Below are 20,177 nucleotides of genomic sequence, written 5' to 3'. Positions count from 1 at the left end.
GAGGCGGACACCGCGTGTCCGCGATGTGCGGAACACTGGGCACACCGACCGAGGAGGAGCACGCATGGCCGCAGCATCGCCCGAGTCCACCGCATCCGCGCCGGACAGCCACGACGTGATCCGCGTCGTGGGGGCGCGGGAGAACAACCTGCAGGGCATCAGCGTCGAGATCCCCAAACGGCGCCTCACCGTGTTCACCGGGGTGAGCGGATCGGGGAAGTCGTCGCTCGTGTTCGGCACGATCGCCGCCGAGTCGCAGCGGCTCATCAACGAGACGTATCCGACGTTCGTGCAGGCGTTCATGTCCACGCCCCCGCGACCCGAGGTCGACGCGCTGGAGAACATCAGCCCCGCGATCCTCGTCGACCAGGAGCGCATGGGCGCCAACGCCCGCTCCACCGTGGGCACCGCGACCGACGTGCACGCCATGCTGCGGATGCTGTTCAGCCGCCTGGGCGTCCCGCACGTCGGGTCGCCGCAGGCCTTCTCCTTCAACGTCCCCTCCGTGCGCGGCGGCGGCGCGATGACCTCCGAGCGCGGCGGCAAGACCGTGAAAGAGCATCGCTCGTTCGAGATCACCGGCGGGATGTGCCCGCGGTGCGAAGGCCTCGGCGAAGTGAGCGAGATCGACCTGGATCAGCTGTTCGACCGCACCAAGTCGCTCGCCGAGGGGGCGCTGACGATCCCCGGCTACAACGTCGACGGCTGGATGGTGCGCCAGTTCACGGAGTCGGGATTCCTCGACGCGGACAAGCCCATCCAGGACTACACCGAGCAGGAGCTCGCCGACTTCCTCCACAAGGAGCCGGTCAAGGTCAAGATCCAGGGCATCAACATCACGTACGAGGGCCTCGTCCCCAAGATCACCAAGAGCGTGCTGCAGAAGGACCGCGACTCGCTGCAGGCGCACATCCGCGCCTTCGTCGACCGCGCGGTGCGGTTCACGGCGTGCCCCGACTGCGGCGGCACGCGCTTGAACGAGGGCGCCCGCTCATCGAAGATCGACGGGGTCAGCATCGCGGATGCGGCGGCCATGCAGATCACCGACCTCGCCGCGTGGCTGCGGACCATCGACGACTCCGCCGTCGCCCCGCTGATCACCGGGCTCCGCGACACCGTCGACTCCTTCGTCGAGATCGGCCTGGGCTATCTGTCCCTCGACCGCGCCAGCGGCACGCTGTCGGGCGGCGAGGCGCAGCGGACGAAGATGATCCGCCACCTGCGCTCCAGCCTCACCGACGTCACCTACGTGTTCGACGAACCGACCGCGGGGCTGCACCCGCACGACATCCAGCGGATGAACGCGCTGCTGCTGGCCCTGCGCGACAAGGGCAACACCGTGCTCGTGGTCGAGCACAAGCCGGAGGTCATCGCGATCGCCGACTTCGTGGTCGACCTCGGCCCCGGCGCGGGGCGCGACGGCGGCCGCATCCAGTTCACCGGCGACGTCGCGGGCCTGCGGAAATCCGACACGCTCACGGGGCGCCACCTCGACCATCGCGCGCGGCTGAAGGACTCCACGCGCACGCCGCAGGGTGCGCTGGAGATCCGCGGAGCCACCCAGCACAACCTCAAGAACGTCGACGTCGACGTGCCCCTCGGCGTGCTCACCGTCGTCACCGGCGTCGCGGGGTCGGGCAAATCGTCCCTCATCCACGGCAACCTCGCGGGCCTCGACGACGTGGTCGTCGTCGACCAGGCGCCCATCCGGGGGTCGCGGCGCAGCAGCCCGGCGACCTACACGGGAGTGCTGGATGCGGTGCGCTCTGCGTTCGCGAAGGCCAACGGGGTGAAGCCGGCCCTGTTCAGCGCCAACTCCGAAGGCGCGTGCATCGCGTGCAAGGGGCTCGGCGTCATCATCACCGACCTCGGGTTCCAGTCGACGGTGGAGACGGTGTGCGAGGTGTGCGCGGGCACCGGGTTCTCCGACGAGGTGCTGCAGTACCGGCTGGAGGGGAAGAACATCTCCGAGGTGCTGTCGATGTCGGCCGCCGACGCGGCGGAGTTCTTCCCCAAGGGTCCCGCGCACACGACGCTCGCGCGCATGGTCGACGTGGGCCTGGGATACCTGACCCTCGGCCAGTCGCTGAACACGCTGTCCGGCGGCGAGCGTCAGCGCCTGAAGCTGGCGATCTCGATGGCCAAATCGGGGGCGGTGTACGTCCTGGACGAGCCGACGACCGGCCTGCACCTCGCCGACGTCGACAACCTGCTCGGCCTGCTGGACCGGCTTGTGGATGCGGGCAACAGCGTCATCGTGATCGAGCATCACCAGGCGGTCATGGCGCACGCCGACCGGATCATCGACATCGGGCCGGGGGCCGGACGCGACGGCGGGACGATCGTGTTCGAGGGGTCGCCCGCCGACCTCGTGGCCGCCGCATCCACCCTCACGGGTCAGCACCTCGCCGCCTACGTCGCGTCCTGACCTCGTCGCGGAACACAGCGGGCACGTCGGCGCCCCTAGACTGAGCGCCGGCCGTCCTCCGCAGAAAACCGTGACCTCGAACCCGACCTCCCCTCGCGCGCCGATCCGGCGAGACATCCAGGGGCTGCGTGCGCTCGCGGTCGTGATGGTCATCGCCACCCACGTCGTGGGGGAGCCCAGCGGCGGGTTCGTCGGAGTCGACGTGTTCTTCGTCGTCTCCGGCTTCCTCATCACGGGGCTGCTGCTGCGGGAGGTCGCCGACACCGGCCGCATCTCGCTGCAGGACTTCTTCGCGCGCCGCATCCGCCGCCTGATGCCGGCGGCCATCCTGGTGCTCCTGGCCGTCTCCGTCGCGGCGTTCTTGGTCTTCAACCGGGCGCGGGCCGATGCGACGTGGGTGGATGCGGTGGCCGCGGCGCTGTTCGTGTCGAACTGGCGCTTCGCCGCCGATGGCACGGACTACTTCTCGGAGGCGGCGGTCAGCCCGTTGCAGCACTTCTGGTCGCTGTCGGTCGAGGAGCAGTTCTACCTGGTGTGGCCGGTGCTGCTGCTCATCGTGGTGCTCGTGGTGCCCCGTGGCGGGCGCCGGGGACGTGCGGGGCGCGCGGCGGTGGGCGGCGCGGTGGTGCTGGTGGGCGCCGCGTCGTGGGCCTGGGCCGTCGCGCAGACGGCCGCCGAACCCACCGTGGCGTACTTCTCCACGGCGACGCGGGCGTGGGAGCTCGCCGTCGGGGCGCTCCTGGCCGTGGCGTCCCCCGCGCTGGCGCGCATCCCGGCCGTGCTCGGCGGGCTGCTGCAGTGGGTGGGGCTTGCCGGTGTGGTGTGGTCGTGCGTGGTGATCGATCCGGCCTCCGCCTTCCCCGCGCCGTGGGCGGTGCTGCCGGTGACGGCCACCGCGCTCGTCGTGGCCGGGGGAGTGGCCGGCGATCCGCGCCACCGGCACCTGTTCCCGCTCACCAATCCGGTCGGCGTGTGGCTCGGAGACCTGTCGTACGCGCTGTATCTGTGGCACTTCCCGGTGCTCGTGTTCGCGGGCGTGCTGCTCCCCGCCGGCGACTGGACGACCGCGATCGTGCTGGCCGCGACGGCCGTCCTGGCCGTGTCGACGTACTACGGCGTGGAGCAGCCCCTGCACCGCTCGCCGCTCCTGCGCCGCCGCGCGGCGGCGCTCGCCGCGGAAGGGGATCCGGCGCACGAGCCTGCGTCGGCTTCCGGGTCCGGGCCGGCAGATGAGCCCGGGCCGGCCTCCGGGCCGGCGCCCGCGCCGATCCCCGAGCCGGCGTCCGCGCGGCACGGCGTCGGAACGACGCGCCCCGCCGGGTGGGTGCCGGGGCAGCGGTACTACCCGGGCCGGCAGCCGCGCCCGGACACGGGTGCCCCGTCGTCCGCGTCGATCGCACCGGCCGCGCCGCGGCCGTCCGCCCCAGCCTCCCCGCCCGCCGCGCCGCGGCCCTCCGCCGCATCCGCCCGCCCGCCCGCGTCCCCACCCGCGGACGTGCGGCGGATCGGGGAGCCCCCGGCGGGAACCCGGGAGCCCGCCCGCCCTTCCCCGTGGGCGCAGTGGCGTGCGCGGTACCGCGGACAGATGGGGATGTCGGCGGCGACCCTCGGCATCGGCGCGATCGTCGTCGTCCTGATGCTGCAGACCGGCTTCGGCTCGCCCGTGATCGGGCCGCTCGTCCCGCCGGTCGCCCACCCCGTGGCGGCCCCCGCGGAGGATCCGACGGCGGCCCTGCAGGCCGAGCTCGCCGAAGCGGTGACGGCGGAGGCGTGGCCACACCTGCGGCCGTCCCTCGACGAGGTGATGGCGGCATCCTCCAGCGCCAATCCCGCGCACGATTGCTTCGACCCCGACGTGCCCGTCGACGCCGGCCGATGCACGTGGGGGGATGCGGATGCCGCCCGCCACATGTACCTCGTGGGTGACTCGACGGCGATGTCGTACGCGCCGGCGTTCAAGAAGCTCGCGGAAGACAGCGGCGGCGCGTGGCGCGTCACCACGGTGGGACTGTACGGATGCCGCTTCACCGACGTGCTCGTGCAGAACCCCGACCCCGCCGTCATGGCCGCCTGCCCGCAGCGCAAGCTCGACGTGCGCGCGCTCGCGGGAGCCGACCCCGCCGACCTCGTGGTGGTGTCCAACGCGTACACGCTGGGCCGCACGGTCGACGGACGCGACCTGTCGCCGGCCGATCTGCTCGCCGCGACGCATGCCGAGCTCTCCGCGTATGGCGCGGGCGGCGTCGTGTACCTCGCGCCGCCGCCCCAGGGCGGCGACCTCGCGCGCTGCTTCTCCCCGGTGACGGGCCCCGCGCAGTGCCTGACGGCGGTCGACCAGACGTGGCGCGACATGCACGCGGCGGCCGAGGCGAGGGCCGCCGACACCCAGGCCCACGCGATCGGCTCGCTCGAGTTCAGCTGCTGGCAGGATGCGTGCCCCGCCTTCGCCGGCGGTCTGCCGATCCGCTACGACGCCACCCACCTCACGGTGCCGTACGCGGAGCACATCACGGGATTCCTGGCGTGGAGCCTGGGCGCGCGGGGGCTCCTCTGAGCCGTTCCCCGCAGTCCCGTCGCCGGCCGAACGTGCCGGAAACGGCATGCACCGGGTATCAGAGGGCGGAACGGTTCGGCAAGCGTGGACGGCCGGTGGCGGGCGGTCGAGTACGCTCCCGCTAGGCTGAGGGGGATTCCGCCCGCATCGACGGGAATTCCGGCTCGTTTCCGCCCCGGGGAGGCAGACGTAGCGTGAGGTCGTTCACATGGCTGCGACGACGCCGTCGGACGCTGATGTCCGCCGGTGTCGTCACCGTCTCCGCGATCGCGGTCACCACGATGGCGGTCGCCTATCAGGGCTTCCCCACCACCGAGGTCGACCTCCACGATGGCGGGGTGTGGATCACCAAGCAGTCCAGCGTGCTGGTGGGGCACTTCAATCATGAGTCCCGCGTGCTCGACGCGGGGCTGCGCGCCGCGAGCGACGAGTACGACATCCTCCAGGAAGGCTCCACCGTCCTCGTCCTGGATCAGGCCGAGTCCACCGTGACGGCGGTCGACCCGGCGATGGTCATGCTCACCGATGCCGCAGACATCCCCGCCGGCGCCAAGGTCGCGCTCGGGGGTCCGACGATGGCCGTGCTCGACCCCGCGTCGGGTTCGCTGTGGGTCGCCCCCGCCCGCGCTGCCGGCGCGTTCACGGTCGAAGGCGTCGAGCCGGTCACCGAGCTGGGCAAGGGCGCCGACGTCGCGGTCGGCCGCGACGGCACCGTCTACGGCGTCTCGGCGGAATCCGGTGAGATCGTCACGGTGCCCGTCACCGCCGACGGCGAGACGGGGGATGCTGCCCGCCGCGGCATCGAGGGCGTCGACGAGAACGCCGAACTGTCGATCACGGTCGTGGGGACGACGGCGGCGGTCCTGGATGCCGACACCGGCACGGTGCACACCACCGGGGGACTGAGCACCGAAGTGGACGGGGGCGAGTCCGCCGTCCTCCAGCAGCCCGCCGCGACCGGCGATGCGCTGGTCCTGGCCACCGCATCCGACGTCGTTCGGGTTCCCTTCGACGGCGCCGAACCCTCCACCACCCCGTCCGGCGCGGGGGAGGGGGCGCCCACGGCGCCGGTGACCCTCGCCGGCTGCACGTATGCCGCGTGGAGCGGCTCGGGTGCGTTCGTGCGCGACTGCTCCGGCGACGCGAACGACCTCACGATGCAGATCGAAGACTTGGAGCCCACCGCGCAGCTCCGCTTCCGGCAGAACCGCGACGTCGTGATCCTCAACGACGTCGTGGGCGGCGCCGCCTGGATGGCCACCGACGCGATGCAGCGCGTGGACAACTGGGACGACATCATCCCGCCCGAGGGCGAGTCGGAAGAGGACGAGCAGACCACGGAGGAGACCGTCGAGACGACACTCCCCGAGCGCACCGAGGTCAACACCCCACCGATCGCCGTCGATGACGACCTCGGGGTGCGCCCCGGCCGCACGACCGTGCTGCCCGTGCTCGACAACGACACCGACGCCGACGGCGACATCCTCGTCGTGACCCTGCCCGACGGCGAGCCCGGGCTGGGCGAGGTGCAGCCGATCCACGACGGCTCCGCCTTGCAGATCGCGGTGCCCGAGGACGGGTCGGGCTCCGAGACCTTCCGCTACGAGATCGACGATGGCCGCGGCGGCACCGACACCGCCAACGTGCGGCTGAACGTGCGCGGATGGGACGTCAACGCGCCGCCCGAACCCAAGCGCGTCACCACGGTCGTCGTCGAGGCCGGCGGCGCGATCACCTACAACGTCCTGCCGGATTGGACCGACCCCGACGGCGACGAGATCTTCCTCGCCTCCGTCGTCCCCGCCGAAGGCGACGAGGCCGACTTCACCGCCGACGGCCGCATCACCTACCGCGCGATCGGCGGCACGCAGGGCCGCAAGGACGTGCCCATCATCGTGTCCGACGGCTCCGAGGTGACCGAGGGCATCGTCCGGTTCGACGTGCGTCCCGCGGGCTCCACCGTCCCGGTCACCAACGCCGATCACGTCGTCGTCCGCGCCGGGCAGTCCGCGACCGTCGCTCCGCTGTCCAACGACACCAGCTCGGGACGGGAGACCCTGCGCCTCACGCGAGTGGACGAGGTTCCGGGCGCCGAGATCGTCCCCGACTACCCCAACAAGACCTTCACGTTCCGCTCCTCGGCGCCGGGCACGTACTACGCGCAGTACCTCGTGGCCGCCGGCCCCAACGCCGTGCCGGGCCTCGTGCGCATCGATGTGCTCCCCGACGCCGACACCGACCTGCCGCCCGTCGCGGTGCGCGATGTGGCGCTCCTGCCCAGCGGCGCCGACGTGCTCGTCAACGTCCTCGCGAACGACAGCGATCCCTCCGGCGGCATCCTCGTCGTGCAGTCGGTGACGGTGGATCCCTCCAGCGGCATCTCGGTCGCGGTCATCGGGCACGAGACCCTGCGGATCACCGACCAGTCGGCCCTGAGCGAGCAGACGCGCATCTCCTACCGCATCTCCAACGGCCAGCAGACCGCGGAGGGCGAGGTCGTGGTCATCCCGGTGCCCGCGCCCGACCAGCTGCGCCCGCCCGTGGCCAGCGACGACACGGCGGTCGTCCGCGCCGGCGATGTCGTCACCATCCCCGTGCTCGACAACGACTATCACCCCAACAACGACACGCTGCGCCTCGCCCCCGACCTCGTGGAGCCGGTCCCCACGGCGGAAGAGGGCACGATCTTCGTGTCGCAGGACACCGTGCGCTTCCGGGCGAGCGATGAGCCGGGCACGGTGTACGCCACCTACGAGGTGGAGGATTCCACCGGCCAGAAGGACGCCGGATACGTCACGATCCAGGTGCTCCCCGTCGACGCCGACACCAACCAGGCCCCGCGCCCCCGCGACATCACCGGCCGCGTGCTGGCGGGGTCGGAAGTGCGCATCCCGGTGCCGCTGGACGGGCTCGACCCCGACGGCGACTCCGTCGAGCTGATGGGCATCGACTCCGCCCCGTCGAAGGGACGCGTCAGCGAGGTCGGCGCGAACTTCCTCACGTACGAGGCGTTCGAGGGCGAGACCGGGCCGGACGCGTTCACCTACCGCGTGCGCGACCGCTTCGGCGCCAAGGCGATCGCCTCGATCCGCGTGGGCATCGCCCCGGCGGAGGCGGCCAACCAGGCCCCCTACGCGGTGAAGGACGCCGTCGTCATGCGGCCCGGCCGCGAGGTGGCGGTGCCGGTGCTGGCGAACGATTCCGATCCCGAGGGCGACGCGCTGACCCTCGTCTCCGACGGCCTCATCATGGCCGACTCCGGCGGCCTGGAGGCGCGCGTGCTGGGCGACCGCGTGGTCGTCACCTCCCCGGGCGAGCCGGTCGAGACGAGCCTGCAGTACACGATCCGCGACGCACGCGGCGCTGAGGCGCGGGCCGTCCTGCAGGTCACCGTGGCCGAAGACGTGCCGCTGCAGCGTCCGATCGCCCGCGATGACCGCGTGCGCCCGTCCGACGTGGAGGAGGAGGACTCCGTCGACCTCGATCTGCTCGCGAACGACGAAGACCCCGACGGCACGGTGGACGCGCTGGAGATCTCGGTGGATGCCGCGGGCGCGCGCGTGCTGGAGGACGGCGTCGTGCGGCTGCCGATCCTCGAAGAGGCGCAACTGGTGACCTACACGATCACCGACCGCGACGACCTCACCGCCTCCGCGTTCATCCACGTGCCGGGCCTGCGCGACCTGCCCCCCGTGCTGATCTCGACCGAGGGGGTTGAGGTTCAGAGCGGAGAGACCATCAGCATCCCGCTGTCCGAGCACGTCCGCGCCGCCGGGGACCGCGACGTCGTCATCACCGAGGCGGGCAAGGTCAGCGCCACGCACGCGAACGGCGCCCCGCTCGTGGAGGACGAGAAGACGCTCGTCTACACGTCGGCCGACGGCTACTTCGGTCAGGACGCCATCACGTTCGAGGTCACCGACGGCACCGGCCCCGACGACCCGGAGGGGCGCAAGGCGACGCTCACGCTGCCGGTCACGGTGCTGCCGCCGGACAACCAGCAGCCGACCTTCGTCAACGGTCAAATGGACGTCGCCCCGGGGGAGGACGCCACCGGCCTCGACCTCGTCGCGCTCACCACCGACCCGGACGAGGGCGACCTCGAGGGGATGCGGTACACGATCGTGGGCGGGTCGCCCAGCGGCATGAACGCCTCCGTCGACGGCCAGACGCTGCGGGTCAGCGCCGACGCCGACACGCGCAAGGGCACCACCGCCGAAGTGCAGGTGCGGATCGACGACGGCGAGACCGATCCCATAGAAGGGACCGTGACGGTGCGGGTGACCGCATCCACGCGCCCCCTCCCCACGGCCAACGACGACGTGCTGCCCGAGGCCGATCAGGGCCGCACGATCTCGGTGCCGGTGCTCGCGAACGACTTCAATCCGTTCCCCGAGACGCCGCTGAAGGTCGTCGCCGCCGCCACCGAGACCGGCGAGGGCGTCGCCGAGGTCAGCGGCGACCAGGTGTCGGTCACGCCGTCGGCGAGCTTCTTCGGCACGATGGTCGTCCGGTACCGCATCCAGGACGCGACGGCCGACGTCGACCGCGAGGTCGAGGGCCGCATCCGCCTCACCGTGCAGGGCAAGCCGGACGCGCCGGGCGTGCCGACGGTCTCGAGCGTGCAGGACCGCACGGTCGTGCTGTCGTGGACCCCGCCGCCGAACAACGGCGCCCCGATCACGGGGTACACCGTGACCTCGACGGCGGGGAACTACACGCGGGAATGCCCCGCCACCACGTGCACGCTCAGCGGGCTGACCAACAACGTCGAGTACAACTTCGTCGTCACCGCCACCAACCGCGTCGGGGAGTCCGACCCGTCGGCCCCCTCGGAGACGGCCCGTCCCGACGCGCGCCCCGACACCCCGGCTCCGCCGACGCTGCGCTTCGGCGACCGCTCGCTGAACGTCGCGTGGACGACCCCCTCGACCCCGGGATCGCCGGTGGAATCCTTCACGCTCGAGATCTCTCCGGCGCCGCCCTCGGGCGTCACGCAGAAGACCGCGTCGGGCAACTCGCTCGTGTGGGAGGGCCTGGAGAACGGCACCGCCTACCAGGTGCGCGTGCAGGCGCACAACCGCGCCCCCGAGCCGTCCAGCTGGAGCGCCTACTCCGCGACGGAGATCCCCGCCGGTCCGCCGACCGCTCCGGGGGCACCCTCGACGACGCGACTGGACCCGGTCGGCTCGCAGGCTCAGCTGCAGGTGTCGTGGGCGGCCCCGAACCCCAACGGCGACGCCATCTCCGGCTACCGCCTCAACGTGCTGCGCGGGGGCAGCGTCATCAACACGATCTCCGTCGGCGCCGGCCAGACCTCGCAGGCCGTCGTGGTCGAGCCGAGCCGCACCGACTACTCCTTCACCGTCGCCGCCGTGAACAAGGCCGGGTGGGGCCCTGACAGCGCCCCGTCCGCGCCGCGGCGCGCGTTCACGCCGCCCGGTGCGCCGCAGGGCGTGAGCGCCTCGACGCCCGGGCCCGACAACTCCATCCACGTCGCGTATCAGCCGGCGGAGACCAACGGCGCCGATCCGGGTGCGGTGCGGTACGAGTACAAGCTCAACGGCGGCGGGTGGGCGCCGCTGAACGGCACCCGGATCACCAGCGGCATCTCCAACGGCTCCGGGTACACCGTCACGCTGCGCGCCGTCACCACGCAGGACGGCACGACGTACGCCAGCCCCGACTCCAACACGACGGCGCAGGTGATCCCCTACGGCCCGATCCAGCCTCCGGGAGCGTCGGCGCGCGGGAGCGGGACGCAGATCGAGTTCGGATGGTCGCCGCCCGCCGCGAACGGGCGCGCGATCACGAAGCTGGAGATCAAGATCGCCGGGGGCGGCTGGGAACAGGTCGCTGTCCGCAGCGGTTCCCGCACGGTGGACTTCGGATACGACCAGAACCACACGATCCAGGTGCGCGCCACGGATGCGGCGAATCAGACCTCGACCGCGAGCGCGCAGGCCCGCACCGCTGAAGCGCCGAAGGCGCGCGCGTGGGTGACCAAGGGCAGCCGCGTGAACAGCGGCGAATGCTCGTCGGCGTCGTGCGCGTACTTCGAGCTGAACACGTCGAACTTCCCGGCCGGCAGCTACAACGTGGTGTGCGTCAGCAGCCGGAGCGGCGAGTTCGCCGGTGGGGGACGCCGCTTCGATGTCCCCCGGAGCGGGTCGATCCAGCTGGGCTGCTTCTACGGCTACCCCGATACCGAGGTCTGGGTGCGCATCGACGGCTGGGGTAACTCCGAGCGGTACACCTGGCGCTAGCACTACGACGACGAGAACGAGGATGACCGCATGACCATGACCCCCGACCAGGCCGCCTGGTTCGAGACCACTTTCACGCGCCTGGTGGACAACGTCGACCGTGCTCTGATGGGCAAGCGCGAGGTCGTCAGTCTCGTCCTGTCGGCGATGCTCGCCGAGGGACACGTGCTGCTGGAGGATGCGCCGGGCACGGGCAAGACGAGCCTGGCGAAGGCCCTGGCCGCCACGGTGCAGGGCACGAGCGCGCGCATCCAGTTCACACCCGACCTGCTGCCCTCCGACGTCACCGGCGTGACGATCTACGACCAGGCCAGCCACAAGTTCGAGTTCCACCGCGGCCCCGTGTTCGCCTCGATCCTGCTCGCCGACGAGATCAACCGCGCCTCGCCGAAGACCCAGTCGGCGCTGCTGGAGGTCATGGAGGAGTCGCGCGTGACCGTGGACGGCGTGGCGCACGAGGTGGGCCGTCCGTTCCTCGTCATCGCTACCCAGAACCCCATCGAGCAGGCCGGCACGTACAAGCTCCCCGAGGCGCAGCTCGACCGGTTCCTGATCAAGACCTCGATCGGATACCCCGACCTCGCCATCGCCGAGCGGATCCTCGCCGGCGCCGCCGACCGCAACCCGTCGGCGAGCCTCCCGGCGCTGATCACCACCTCCGCGGTTGCCGACATGGCAGACCTCGCCGCGAGCGTCCACGCCGAACCCGCCGTCCTGCGCTACATCGCCCAGCTGGCGGAGGCCACGCGCACCGACCCCTCCACCCGCGTGGGCGTCTCGGTGCGCGGGTCGCTCGCGATGGTGCGCATCGCCAAGGTGCGGGCGGCCTCGCAGGGCCGCCACTACGTCGTGCCCGACGACGTCAAGGAGCTCGTGGCGCCGGCGTGGACGCACCGTCTCGTCCTCGACCCGGAGGCGGAGTTCAGCGGCGTCAGCGCCGCGACGGTGATCGCCCGCACGCTCGAGTCGATCCCGGCACCGCAGGCGAGGTCTGCGGCCTGATGACGAGCGAGACGCTGGGCACCACCGTGCCCGCCGGCACCACCCGCACGGAGGCGCTGCGTGAACTCGCCGCGCCGCTGGCGGCGCGCGTGCTGCGCGGGACGCGGGAGGTGCTGAGCGTCGTGCGGCCGCTGGGCTGGGTCGTGTTCGTCACGGCGGTCGTCCTGTGGATCACCGGGCAGATGCTCGGCTGGCACGAGCTCATCGTCGCGGCCCTCGTGCTGACCGCTGTGCTCGTGATCTGCGCCGGGTTCCTCATCGGCCGCACCGACTACGACGTGGGCCTGGACCTCACCCGCACGCGCGTGGTCGTGGGGGAGCGGGCCGTCGGTGCGCTGACCCTCGCGAACACCGGCTCGCGGGCGATCCTCCCCTCCCGCGTCGTGCTGCCCGTCGGCGCCGGCCGCGGCGAGTTCGCGGTGAAGCGCCTGGCCCCGGGTGAGGAGGCCGAGGAGCTGTTCGCGATCCCCACGAATCGTCGTGCCGTGCTCGCGGTTGGACCCGTCAGCGTCGTCCGCGGCGACCCCCTCGGGGTGTTCGAGCGCGTGCACCGCCGCGATGAGCCGGTCGACCTGTACGTGCACCCCCGTACCGTGCTGTTCGACGGGCAGTCGCTCGGATTCCTCCGCGACCTCGAGGGCCTTCCCGCCACCGACCTCTCCCGCGATGACATCTCCTTCCACGCGCTGCGGGAGTATCAGCCGGGCGATGACCGCCGGAACGTGCACTGGCGCTCGACGGCGCGCACGGGAACGCTCATGGTGCGCCAGTTCGAGGAGACGCGGCGCTCCCACTTCGTGATCGGACTGTCCCGGAACCCGGGCGACTACGCCGACGCGGACGAGTTCGAACTCGCCATCTCGGCGGCCGGATCGCTCGGCCTGCGGGCACTGCGCGACTCCCAGCGCGTCGAGGTGCGCGTGCAGGGCGCCGAGCTGCCCTCGGGCACCGGCAAGCAGTTCCTGGACGGACTGTCCGGGCTGTCGTACGCGCGCGGGCGCACGGGGGACATCGTCGATCTGGCCGGGCACATCTCCGCCACCGCCCCGGCGGCCAGCGTGGTTGTGCTCCTGTGCGGCAGCGCCGTGAATGCCGCGCGCCTGCGCGTCGCGTGCGGTCGCGTGCCCTTCGGCGCCCGGGCCCTGGTGGTCGTGGCTGACACGACGGTGGATGCGCCGTCCCTCCGCCGCATCGCCGACGCCGACGTGCTCTCCCTCGGCGCCCTCGACCAGCTGCCCTCCGCCCTCGCGCGGGTGCTCGCATGACCGCGCCCGCCCGCCCCGACGGGGAGCCGCGCGTGATCGGCGGTCTCGAAGTGCGCCGGTGGGCGCTGGATCTGGGGGCGACGACGCTGCTGCTGGCCGTCGGGATCGCCGGTTTCTGGCCGACCTTCGGCGGACCGGCGTACCTGCCCGCCGCTCTGGGCGGACTGCTCCTCGGCCTGGCCATCGCCGCCGGCGCCACGTGGCGCCGCTGGGGCGTGCTCGTCATCGCGGGTCTCACCCTCGCCGCCTACATCCTCTTCGGCACCGTCCTCGCGGTGCCGCATATGGGGCTCCTCGGGTTCATCCCGACACCGGAATCCCTGTGGCGCCTGGTTCTCGCGATCGTGACGTCGTGGAAGGAGCTGCTCACCACCGTCGCGCCCGTGGGCACCGGCGACAGCCACCTCGTGGTGCCGTTCTTCCTCACCCTCGTCGCCGCCGTCCTGGTGGCAAGCCTCGCCCTGCGCGTCCGGCCGGCGGCGTGGGCCCTGGTCCCCGCGGTGGCCTACCTCGTCGCCCAGATCGCACTGGGCACCGTCGAGCCGGCCGCCCCGATCGTGCAGGGGGTCGTCTTCGCCCTCGTCGCGGCGGTGTGGATCGCCGTGCGTCAGGCCTGGCAGCCCGTCCGCGCGGCCATCTCGGTAGGAGAGGGCGGCGAGCCCACCGGCATGCTCGCGCGTCGCCTGATCGCGGGGGCCGCTGTCCTGGCGGTGGCCACCGGCGCGGGCGTCGCCGTCGGCGCGGCCGCGGCGCCCGAGGGCCCGCGCTACGTCCTCCGCGACGTCGTCATCCCCCCGTTCGACGTGCGGCAGTACCCCAGCCCCCTGCAGTCCTTCCGCGGGTACGTGCGCGACTTCGCCGACGAGCCCCTGTTCACCGCCTCGGGCCTGCCCGAAGGCGGCCGCATCCGCCTGGCGACGATGGACGCCTACACCGGAACCGTCTACAACGTCGCCGATGACGGCGCCGGATCCTCCAGCGCGTTCACGCCGGTGCGCAGCATCATGTCGCCCGATGCCGAGGGAACCCCCGCGACGATCCGGATCGAGATCGCGGGCATGCGCGGGGTGTGGCTTCCGGATGCCGGGGCCGTGCGCTCGGTCGCCTTCGACGGGCCGCGCGCCGACGAGCTGCGCCGCAGCGCGTATTACAACGACGCCACCGGGACCGGCGTCGTGACGATGCGCCTCGGCGAGGGCGACGCCTACACGCTGGAGACCCTCCTGCCCGGCGACCCGAGCGACGAACGGCTGGCCGACGAGAAGTTCGCGCCGCTGCGCATGCCCAAGCAGAAGGGCGTGCCGCCGGAATTCGCCGAGATCGCCTCCGACATCGTCGGCGACGCCGCGACCCCGATCGAGCAGGTGCGGGCCCTGGAGCAGACCCTGTCGCAGGACGGGTTCTTCAGCCACGGGCTGGAGGGGCAGGTGCTCTCGCGCGCCGGCCATGGCGCCGAGCGCATCGCGACGCTGCTGCGCGGTGACCAGTGGATCGGCGACGACGAGCAGTACGCCGTCACCATGGCGCTGCTGGCCGGGCAGCTCGGCATCCCCGCTCGCGTCGTGATGGGCTTCTACCCGGAGGAGGACGACGCCGGCGGACTGTTCACCGCGACCGGCGAGACGCTGCACGCGTGGGTCGAGGTCGCCTTCGAGGACTCGGGCTGGGTCGCGTTCGACCCCACGCCGCCCGAAGACCAGGTGCCCACCGACCAGACCACCAAGCCCCGTGCCGACCCGAAGCCGCAGGTGCTGCAGCCGCCCCCGCCCGAGCAGGAACCGGTCGACCTCCCGCCCACCGTGCCCGACGAGCGCGGCGCGGAGGACGAGGAGAACCCGCTGGCGGGCATCCTCGGGCTCATCGCGATCGTGCTGGCCAGCATCCTCGGGGTGCTCACGCTGCTGCTCGGGCCGTTCCTCGTCGTGGGCGCGCTGAAGGCGGCACGCCGTCGCCGCAGGCGCGAGGCCGAGCGTCCGGCCGACCGCATCAGCGGCGGCTGGGACGAGCTGATCGACCGCGCGAGCGACTACGGCACCCCCGTCCGCCGCGGTGGGACGCGCAGGGAGGACGCCTCGGTCGTGAGCACCGCTTTCGATCAGCCGAACGTGTCCACCCTCGCGCGCCGGGCCGACGCGGAGGTGTTCGGGCCGTCCGAGCCGACTCCGGCCGAGATCGAGGAGTTCTGGCACGAGGTGGACGGCATCGTCGGCGGGATGGGGAAGCGCGTCGGTTTCTGGCGTCGCCTCAAGGCCCGCCTGGACGTGCGGTCGCTCCTGGCCGGCACGCGATTCGCGCTGCCCGATCGCCGGGTCGTCCGCGCCAAGCCGGTGCGTTCGGCGCATGCCGCGGCGTCGGATGACGGAACCGACTCCGCCGTGAAGCGCCGCCCGTTGCGCGAACGCGCCACCGCCGTCGGGCAGGGCGCCGCATCGCAGTGGCAGCGCGTGAGGGCCGCGGTGCGCGGCATCCGGTCGTCGCGCGACGAGGGGAGCAGCTCGTGAACCCGGTCGCCGTCCTCACCTGGGACACCGGAGAGCAGGTCGCGGTGTACGGCCGGACGGTGTTCGGCCGCGACCCCTTCGGCGGGCCGTGCGCGACCGTGGTGGTGCGCGACGAGACGCTGTCGCTGTCGCGGACGCACTTCGAGATCGGCGGCGAGCACACCGAGGTGTGGCTGGCCGACCGCTGGTCGCGCAACGGCACCGTGCTCGTGCGCGACGGCGTGCGCACGACCCTCCGCCCGGGAGAGCGCGTCGCGCTGCGCCCCGGCGACCGCCTCGAGCTCGGCGACCGCAGCGCGACCGTGAGCGGGCCGGCATGAGCGGGGCAGGCGACATCGGCCGGCCGGACCCGCCGGTGACCGTGGTGTGGGGCGCGGCGACCGACGTGGGCCGCCGCCGCTCCCTCAACGAAGACGCGTTCCTGGCGATGCCGCCGCTGTTCCTCGTGGCCGACGGGATGGGCGGGCACCACGCGGGCGAGATCGCCAGCGCGACCGTGATCGACGAGTTCGCGCGGCTCGCCGGCCGGGAGAGCCTCACGATCCACGACGTGCAGGCGGCGCTGCGCGCGGCGCGGGGCCGCATCGACGCGCTCCCCGAGGGTGGTGGCGCCGGCGCGGGCACGACCCTCGCCGGAGTCACGATCGCCGACGTCGAGGGGGAGGGGTACTGGCTCACCGTCAACCTCGGCGACTCCCGCACCTACCGCCTCAGCGACGGCGTGCTCGAGCAGGTGAGCGTGGACCACTCCGTCGTGCAGGAGCTCATCGACTCGGGCCAGCTGGACGCCGCCTCCGCCGCGAAGGACTCCCGCCGCAACGTCATCACGCGCGCCATCGGCGCCGGCAGCGACAGCGAGCCGGATTTCTGGCTGCTGCCGGCGGAGGAGGGCGACCGCATCCTGATCTGCTCCGACGGACTGCCCACCGAGATCGATGCCGAGCGGATCGATGCGATCCTCCGCTCCGAGCGCCACCCGCAGGCCGCCGCCGAACGGCTCGTGCGCGAGGCGGTCGAGGCGGGCGGACGCGACAACGTCACCGCGGTGATCGTCGACGCGCTCGCGGTGCGCATCCGCGGCGTCCGCGACGGCAGCGAGACCATCCCGTCCACGTCCTTCGACGAGATCGAGGGCGACACCCTGCCACGCGCGCAAGCGCGAGTCCGAGGAGGACTGCAATGACCGTCGTGCGCTACACCCCCGGTTCCCTGCGCGCCGTCGTCGCCCCGCACGCTATCGCCGTGCTCGGTGAGCCTGCGACGGATGCCACGGCCGAGGCCGTGTGGGAGCAGCTGCACCGCGGCGCAGGCCTGGCCGGCGTCGTCGACGCGCTCGCCGCGGGTGGGCCGCTGTCCGCCCTCCCGCCCTTCGCCGTCGCCCTCGACGAAGACGGCGGGTGGCGGATCGCGGTCCGCGGCGACCTGACGGTGTCGCTGGGCACGGACGCCGCCGCCGAGCGGGTGGACGGCGCCGGGGTCTCCACGTGGATCGAGCGCAGCATCCGATCGGCCGACACACTCGTGATCGGTCCCGCCGCCCCGGTCGCCGCCGCCCTGCCCCTGCGCGACGGCGTCGTCGCGGCGGCATCGGTTCTGATCGCCCGGGAGGAGAACGCGTCCCCCGCTCCCGCCGCGCAGCCCGCGGCCGCGCCGGCCGGGCCGCGCCGCTCGGGCGCTCCCGTCGAGCCGGTGCAGCCGCACAGCGTGGCCGAGGTGCGCCAGGAGGCGGACGCGCCGTCGGTTCCCGAGCCTCCGGCCGCGCCGGCGGTTGCCGACGCCCCGGCCGCGTCCGCAGCCCCCGATGCGTCGCCGACACACCCCACTCCGGCCGCGCCCGAGGTGCCGGCGCCCGCCGCCGCCGTCCCCACGCCGGCGGCGCCCGCCCCCGCGACGGCCCCGGCGCCCGAGGTGCCGGCGGCCCCGGCCGCCGCGGTGCCGCCTCTGGACGAAGACATCGAAGCCACGATCATCCGCGGCCCGGGCGAGGCAGAGGGGGAGTCCGAGGACGCCACCATCACCCTCGAGGAGGCACGCCGGCTCCGCGCCGCCGGGGAGCTGCCGCCGGTCGCGCCGCCGCTTTCGCCGCCCGTGCCCTCCGCCGCCGCGGGGCTGCTGCGGGTCTCCAGCGGGCAGAGCGTGCTGCTCGAGCGCACCGTCATCATCGGACGCCGTCCCCGCTCGACCCGCATCAGCGGCGCCGACCTGCCGCACCTCATCGCCGTGGACAGCCCGCAGCAGGACATCTCGCGCAACCACCTCGAGGTGCGCGTCGAGGGCGACAGCATCCTGGCCACCGACCTGAACACGACCAACGGCACGCGGCTGCTGCGCCGGGGCGCGGAGCCGGTGCGTCTGCACCCGGGCGAGCAGACGATCGTCGTCCCCGGGGACGTGCTCGACCTCGGCGACGGGATCACCGTCGCCGTCGAGGATGTTCCGTGAGTTCGCGCCGCGCGCCGCAGTCACCCCCCGACCTGCCCGGGTTCACGTTCGTCGAACTGCTGGGCTCCGGCGGGTTCGCCGACGTCTTCCTCTACGAGCAGCACCTGCCCAAGCGCAGGGTCGCCGTGAAGGTGCTCCTCACCGAGCGCATGACGAGCGGGTCGATCGTGGAGTTCACCGCCGAGGCCAACGTCATGGCGATGCTGTCGACGCACCCGGCGATCGTCACCATCCACCAGGCCGGGGTGGCCGGCGACGGCCGCCCGTACCTGGTGATGGAGTACTGCTCCCGGCCCAACCTGCAGGCCCGCTACCGGCGCGAGCCGTTCTCGGTGGCCGAGGCCCTGCGCGTGGGCGTGCAGGTCGCGGCGGCCGTGGAGACCGCCCACCGCGCCGGCGTGCTCCACCGCGACATCAAACCCGCCAACATCCTCGTGACCGAGTACAACCGTCCGGCGCTGACCGACTTCGGCATCGCGTCGACGACCGCCGGCGCCGCCGACGCGGGCGGGCTGTCGATCCCGTGGTCACCCCCGGAGGCGCTGGCCGCGGTGCCCACCGGCGACGCGCGCTCGGACGTGTGGTCGCTGGGCGCCACGGTGTACAGCCTGCTGGCCGGGCGGTCCCCGTTCGAGCTCGTGGGCCACCGCAACACCGGCGCGGAGCTCATCTCCCGCATCGAGACGCTGGCGCTGCCGCCCCTGGGCCGGCCGGATGCTCCGCCCTCGCTGGAGCGCGTGCTCGAGCGGGCGATGGCCAAGTCTCCCGCCGACCGGTACGACACCGCACTGGCGTTCGCGCGTGCGCTGCAGAAGGTGCAGATCGAGTCCGCGCACGCCGTGACGCCGATCGACATCCTCGACGACGGCACGCCCGACGGGGTCGTGGACGACGAGGATGACGGCCTCACCCGCGTCCGCGGGGTCGTGAGCATCGACCCGGAGACCCACCCCGCCGCCGGCCCCACGCGGCCGCCGCTTCCGCGGCACGACCAGTGGGCGCCCGAGGCGGCGACCGGCCGCGCCGTCGCCGACGACGCCACCCGCGTCCGGCCGCCGTCGGTGATCCCGCAGGCCCCGGCCGCGCGCATGTCGGCCGCACCTCTCCGGCCCACGCATCCGGCCGGTCCCGCCGTCCCGCCCCCTGCTGCGGCCGCGCCCGGCGGCGCGAGCGCCGGTGCGGCGACGTACACCCAGCCGACCCCGGATCTGTCGGGCGACCCGGGCGCGCCGGCTCCCGAGGCCGCACCGCCGGCGTCGCGCCGCGGACTGTGGTTCGCCGTCGGCGCCGGCGCGTTCGTCCTCGTGATCGCCGTCATCCTCGCCCTCTCCCTGCCCACGGTCCTCGGTGGCGGGGGCGAGCCGACGCCGACGGCGGCACCCACCGACGAGCCGATCGATGTGATCCCCGTCACGGCGGCGCCTCCGGCCGATCTCACCGGCACGGTCACGCCCGAGGGCGTCGTCTTCACGTGGGTGAACCCCGACCCCGCGCAGGGCGACGCGTACCTGTGGGGTGTCGTGGAGCGCGGAGGCGGCGACACGGCGCTGCAGTCGGTGTCGGAGACCACCGTCACGGTGCCCGCCGACCCCTCCGGAACCACGTGCGTCGAAGTGCTCATCCGCCGCGCGAACGGGCAGGCCTCCGACCCGGCCACCGCCTGCGCCCCCTGACCCCATCCTTCCCTCCCCTCCCCGCGGCCTCAGCAGGCCGGGACTT

Annotated in this window: 10 protein-coding genes; all 10 read left to right on the top strand. The window is 73.1% G+C overall.

Going from position 1 to position 20,177, the window contains the following annotated elements; genetic code table 11:
* Positions 1–64 precede the first annotated feature (64 nt).
* The 10 genes from E4V99_RS05545 (at position 65) to E4V99_RS05500 (ending at position 20,131) form a co-directional block, all read left to right on the top strand.
* Complete coding sequence (locus E4V99_RS05545; RefSeq protein WP_135116624.1) at positions 65–2,428, top strand: excinuclease ABC subunit UvrA; 2,364 nt, start codon at positions 65–67, stop codon at positions 2,426–2,428.
* A 70-nt stretch (positions 2,429–2,498) separates the two neighbouring features.
* Positions 2,499–4,982: an acyltransferase family protein gene (locus E4V99_RS05540; protein ID WP_245233122.1), complete on the top strand. Its 2,484-nt coding sequence runs from the start codon at positions 2,499–2,501 to the stop codon at positions 4,980–4,982.
* A gap of 194 nt (positions 4,983–5,176) precedes the next feature.
* Positions 5,177–11,248 carry an Ig-like domain-containing protein gene (locus E4V99_RS05535; RefSeq protein ID WP_135116623.1) on the top strand — a complete coding sequence of 2,024 codons (6,072 nt, stop codon included), beginning with the start codon at positions 5,177–5,179 and terminating at the stop codon, positions 11,246–11,248.
* 30 nt (positions 11,249–11,278) lie between these two features.
* On the top strand, positions 11,279–12,250 hold the full coding sequence (locus tag E4V99_RS05530; RefSeq protein ID WP_135062679.1) for a MoxR family ATPase: 972 nt from the start codon (positions 11,279–11,281) through the stop codon (positions 12,248–12,250).
* Positions 12,250–13,515, top strand: coding sequence for a DUF58 domain-containing protein (locus tag E4V99_RS05525; protein WP_135116622.1), 1,266 nt, complete (start codon positions 12,250–12,252; stop codon positions 13,513–13,515). Before E4V99_RS05530 ends, E4V99_RS05525 begins: the two co-directional genes overlap by 1 nt.
* Positions 13,512–16,016: a transglutaminase-like domain-containing protein gene (locus E4V99_RS05520; protein ID WP_135116621.1), complete on the top strand. Its 2,505-nt coding sequence runs from the start codon at positions 13,512–13,514 to the stop codon at positions 16,014–16,016. Before E4V99_RS05525 ends, E4V99_RS05520 begins: the two co-directional genes overlap by 4 nt.
* Positions 16,013–16,336, top strand: coding sequence for an FHA domain-containing protein (locus E4V99_RS05515; protein WP_167747683.1), 324 nt, complete (start codon positions 16,013–16,015; stop codon positions 16,334–16,336). Before E4V99_RS05520 ends, E4V99_RS05515 begins: the two co-directional genes overlap by 4 nt.
* Positions 16,333–17,199 (top strand): protein phosphatase 2C domain-containing protein, encoded by an 867-nt coding sequence (locus E4V99_RS05510; RefSeq protein WP_135116620.1) that lies wholly within the window; start codon positions 16,333–16,335, stop codon positions 17,197–17,199. The genes E4V99_RS05515 and E4V99_RS05510 overlap by 4 nt, the downstream gene beginning before the upstream one ends.
* Positions 17,196–18,458 (top strand): FHA domain-containing protein, encoded by a 1,263-nt coding sequence (locus tag E4V99_RS05505; protein ID WP_135116619.1) that lies wholly within the window; start codon positions 17,196–17,198, stop codon positions 18,456–18,458. The genes E4V99_RS05510 and E4V99_RS05505 overlap by 4 nt, the downstream gene beginning before the upstream one ends.
* The gene (locus tag E4V99_RS05500) at positions 18,455–20,131 is read left to right on the top strand and encodes a serine/threonine-protein kinase (RefSeq protein WP_135116618.1); all 1,677 of its coding nucleotides are present in this window, start codon (positions 18,455–18,457) and stop codon (positions 20,129–20,131) included. The genes E4V99_RS05505 and E4V99_RS05500 overlap by 4 nt, the downstream gene beginning before the upstream one ends.
* Positions 20,132–20,177: the final 46 nt, after the last annotated feature.

Source organism: Microbacterium sp. dk485, from assembly GCF_004570445.1.
Lineage (GTDB): Bacteria > Actinomycetota > Actinomycetes > Actinomycetales > Microbacteriaceae > Microbacterium > Microbacterium wangchenii.
Note: the sequence above shows the minus strand (reverse complement) of the source record. Positions and strands in the feature narration are given on the sequence as shown.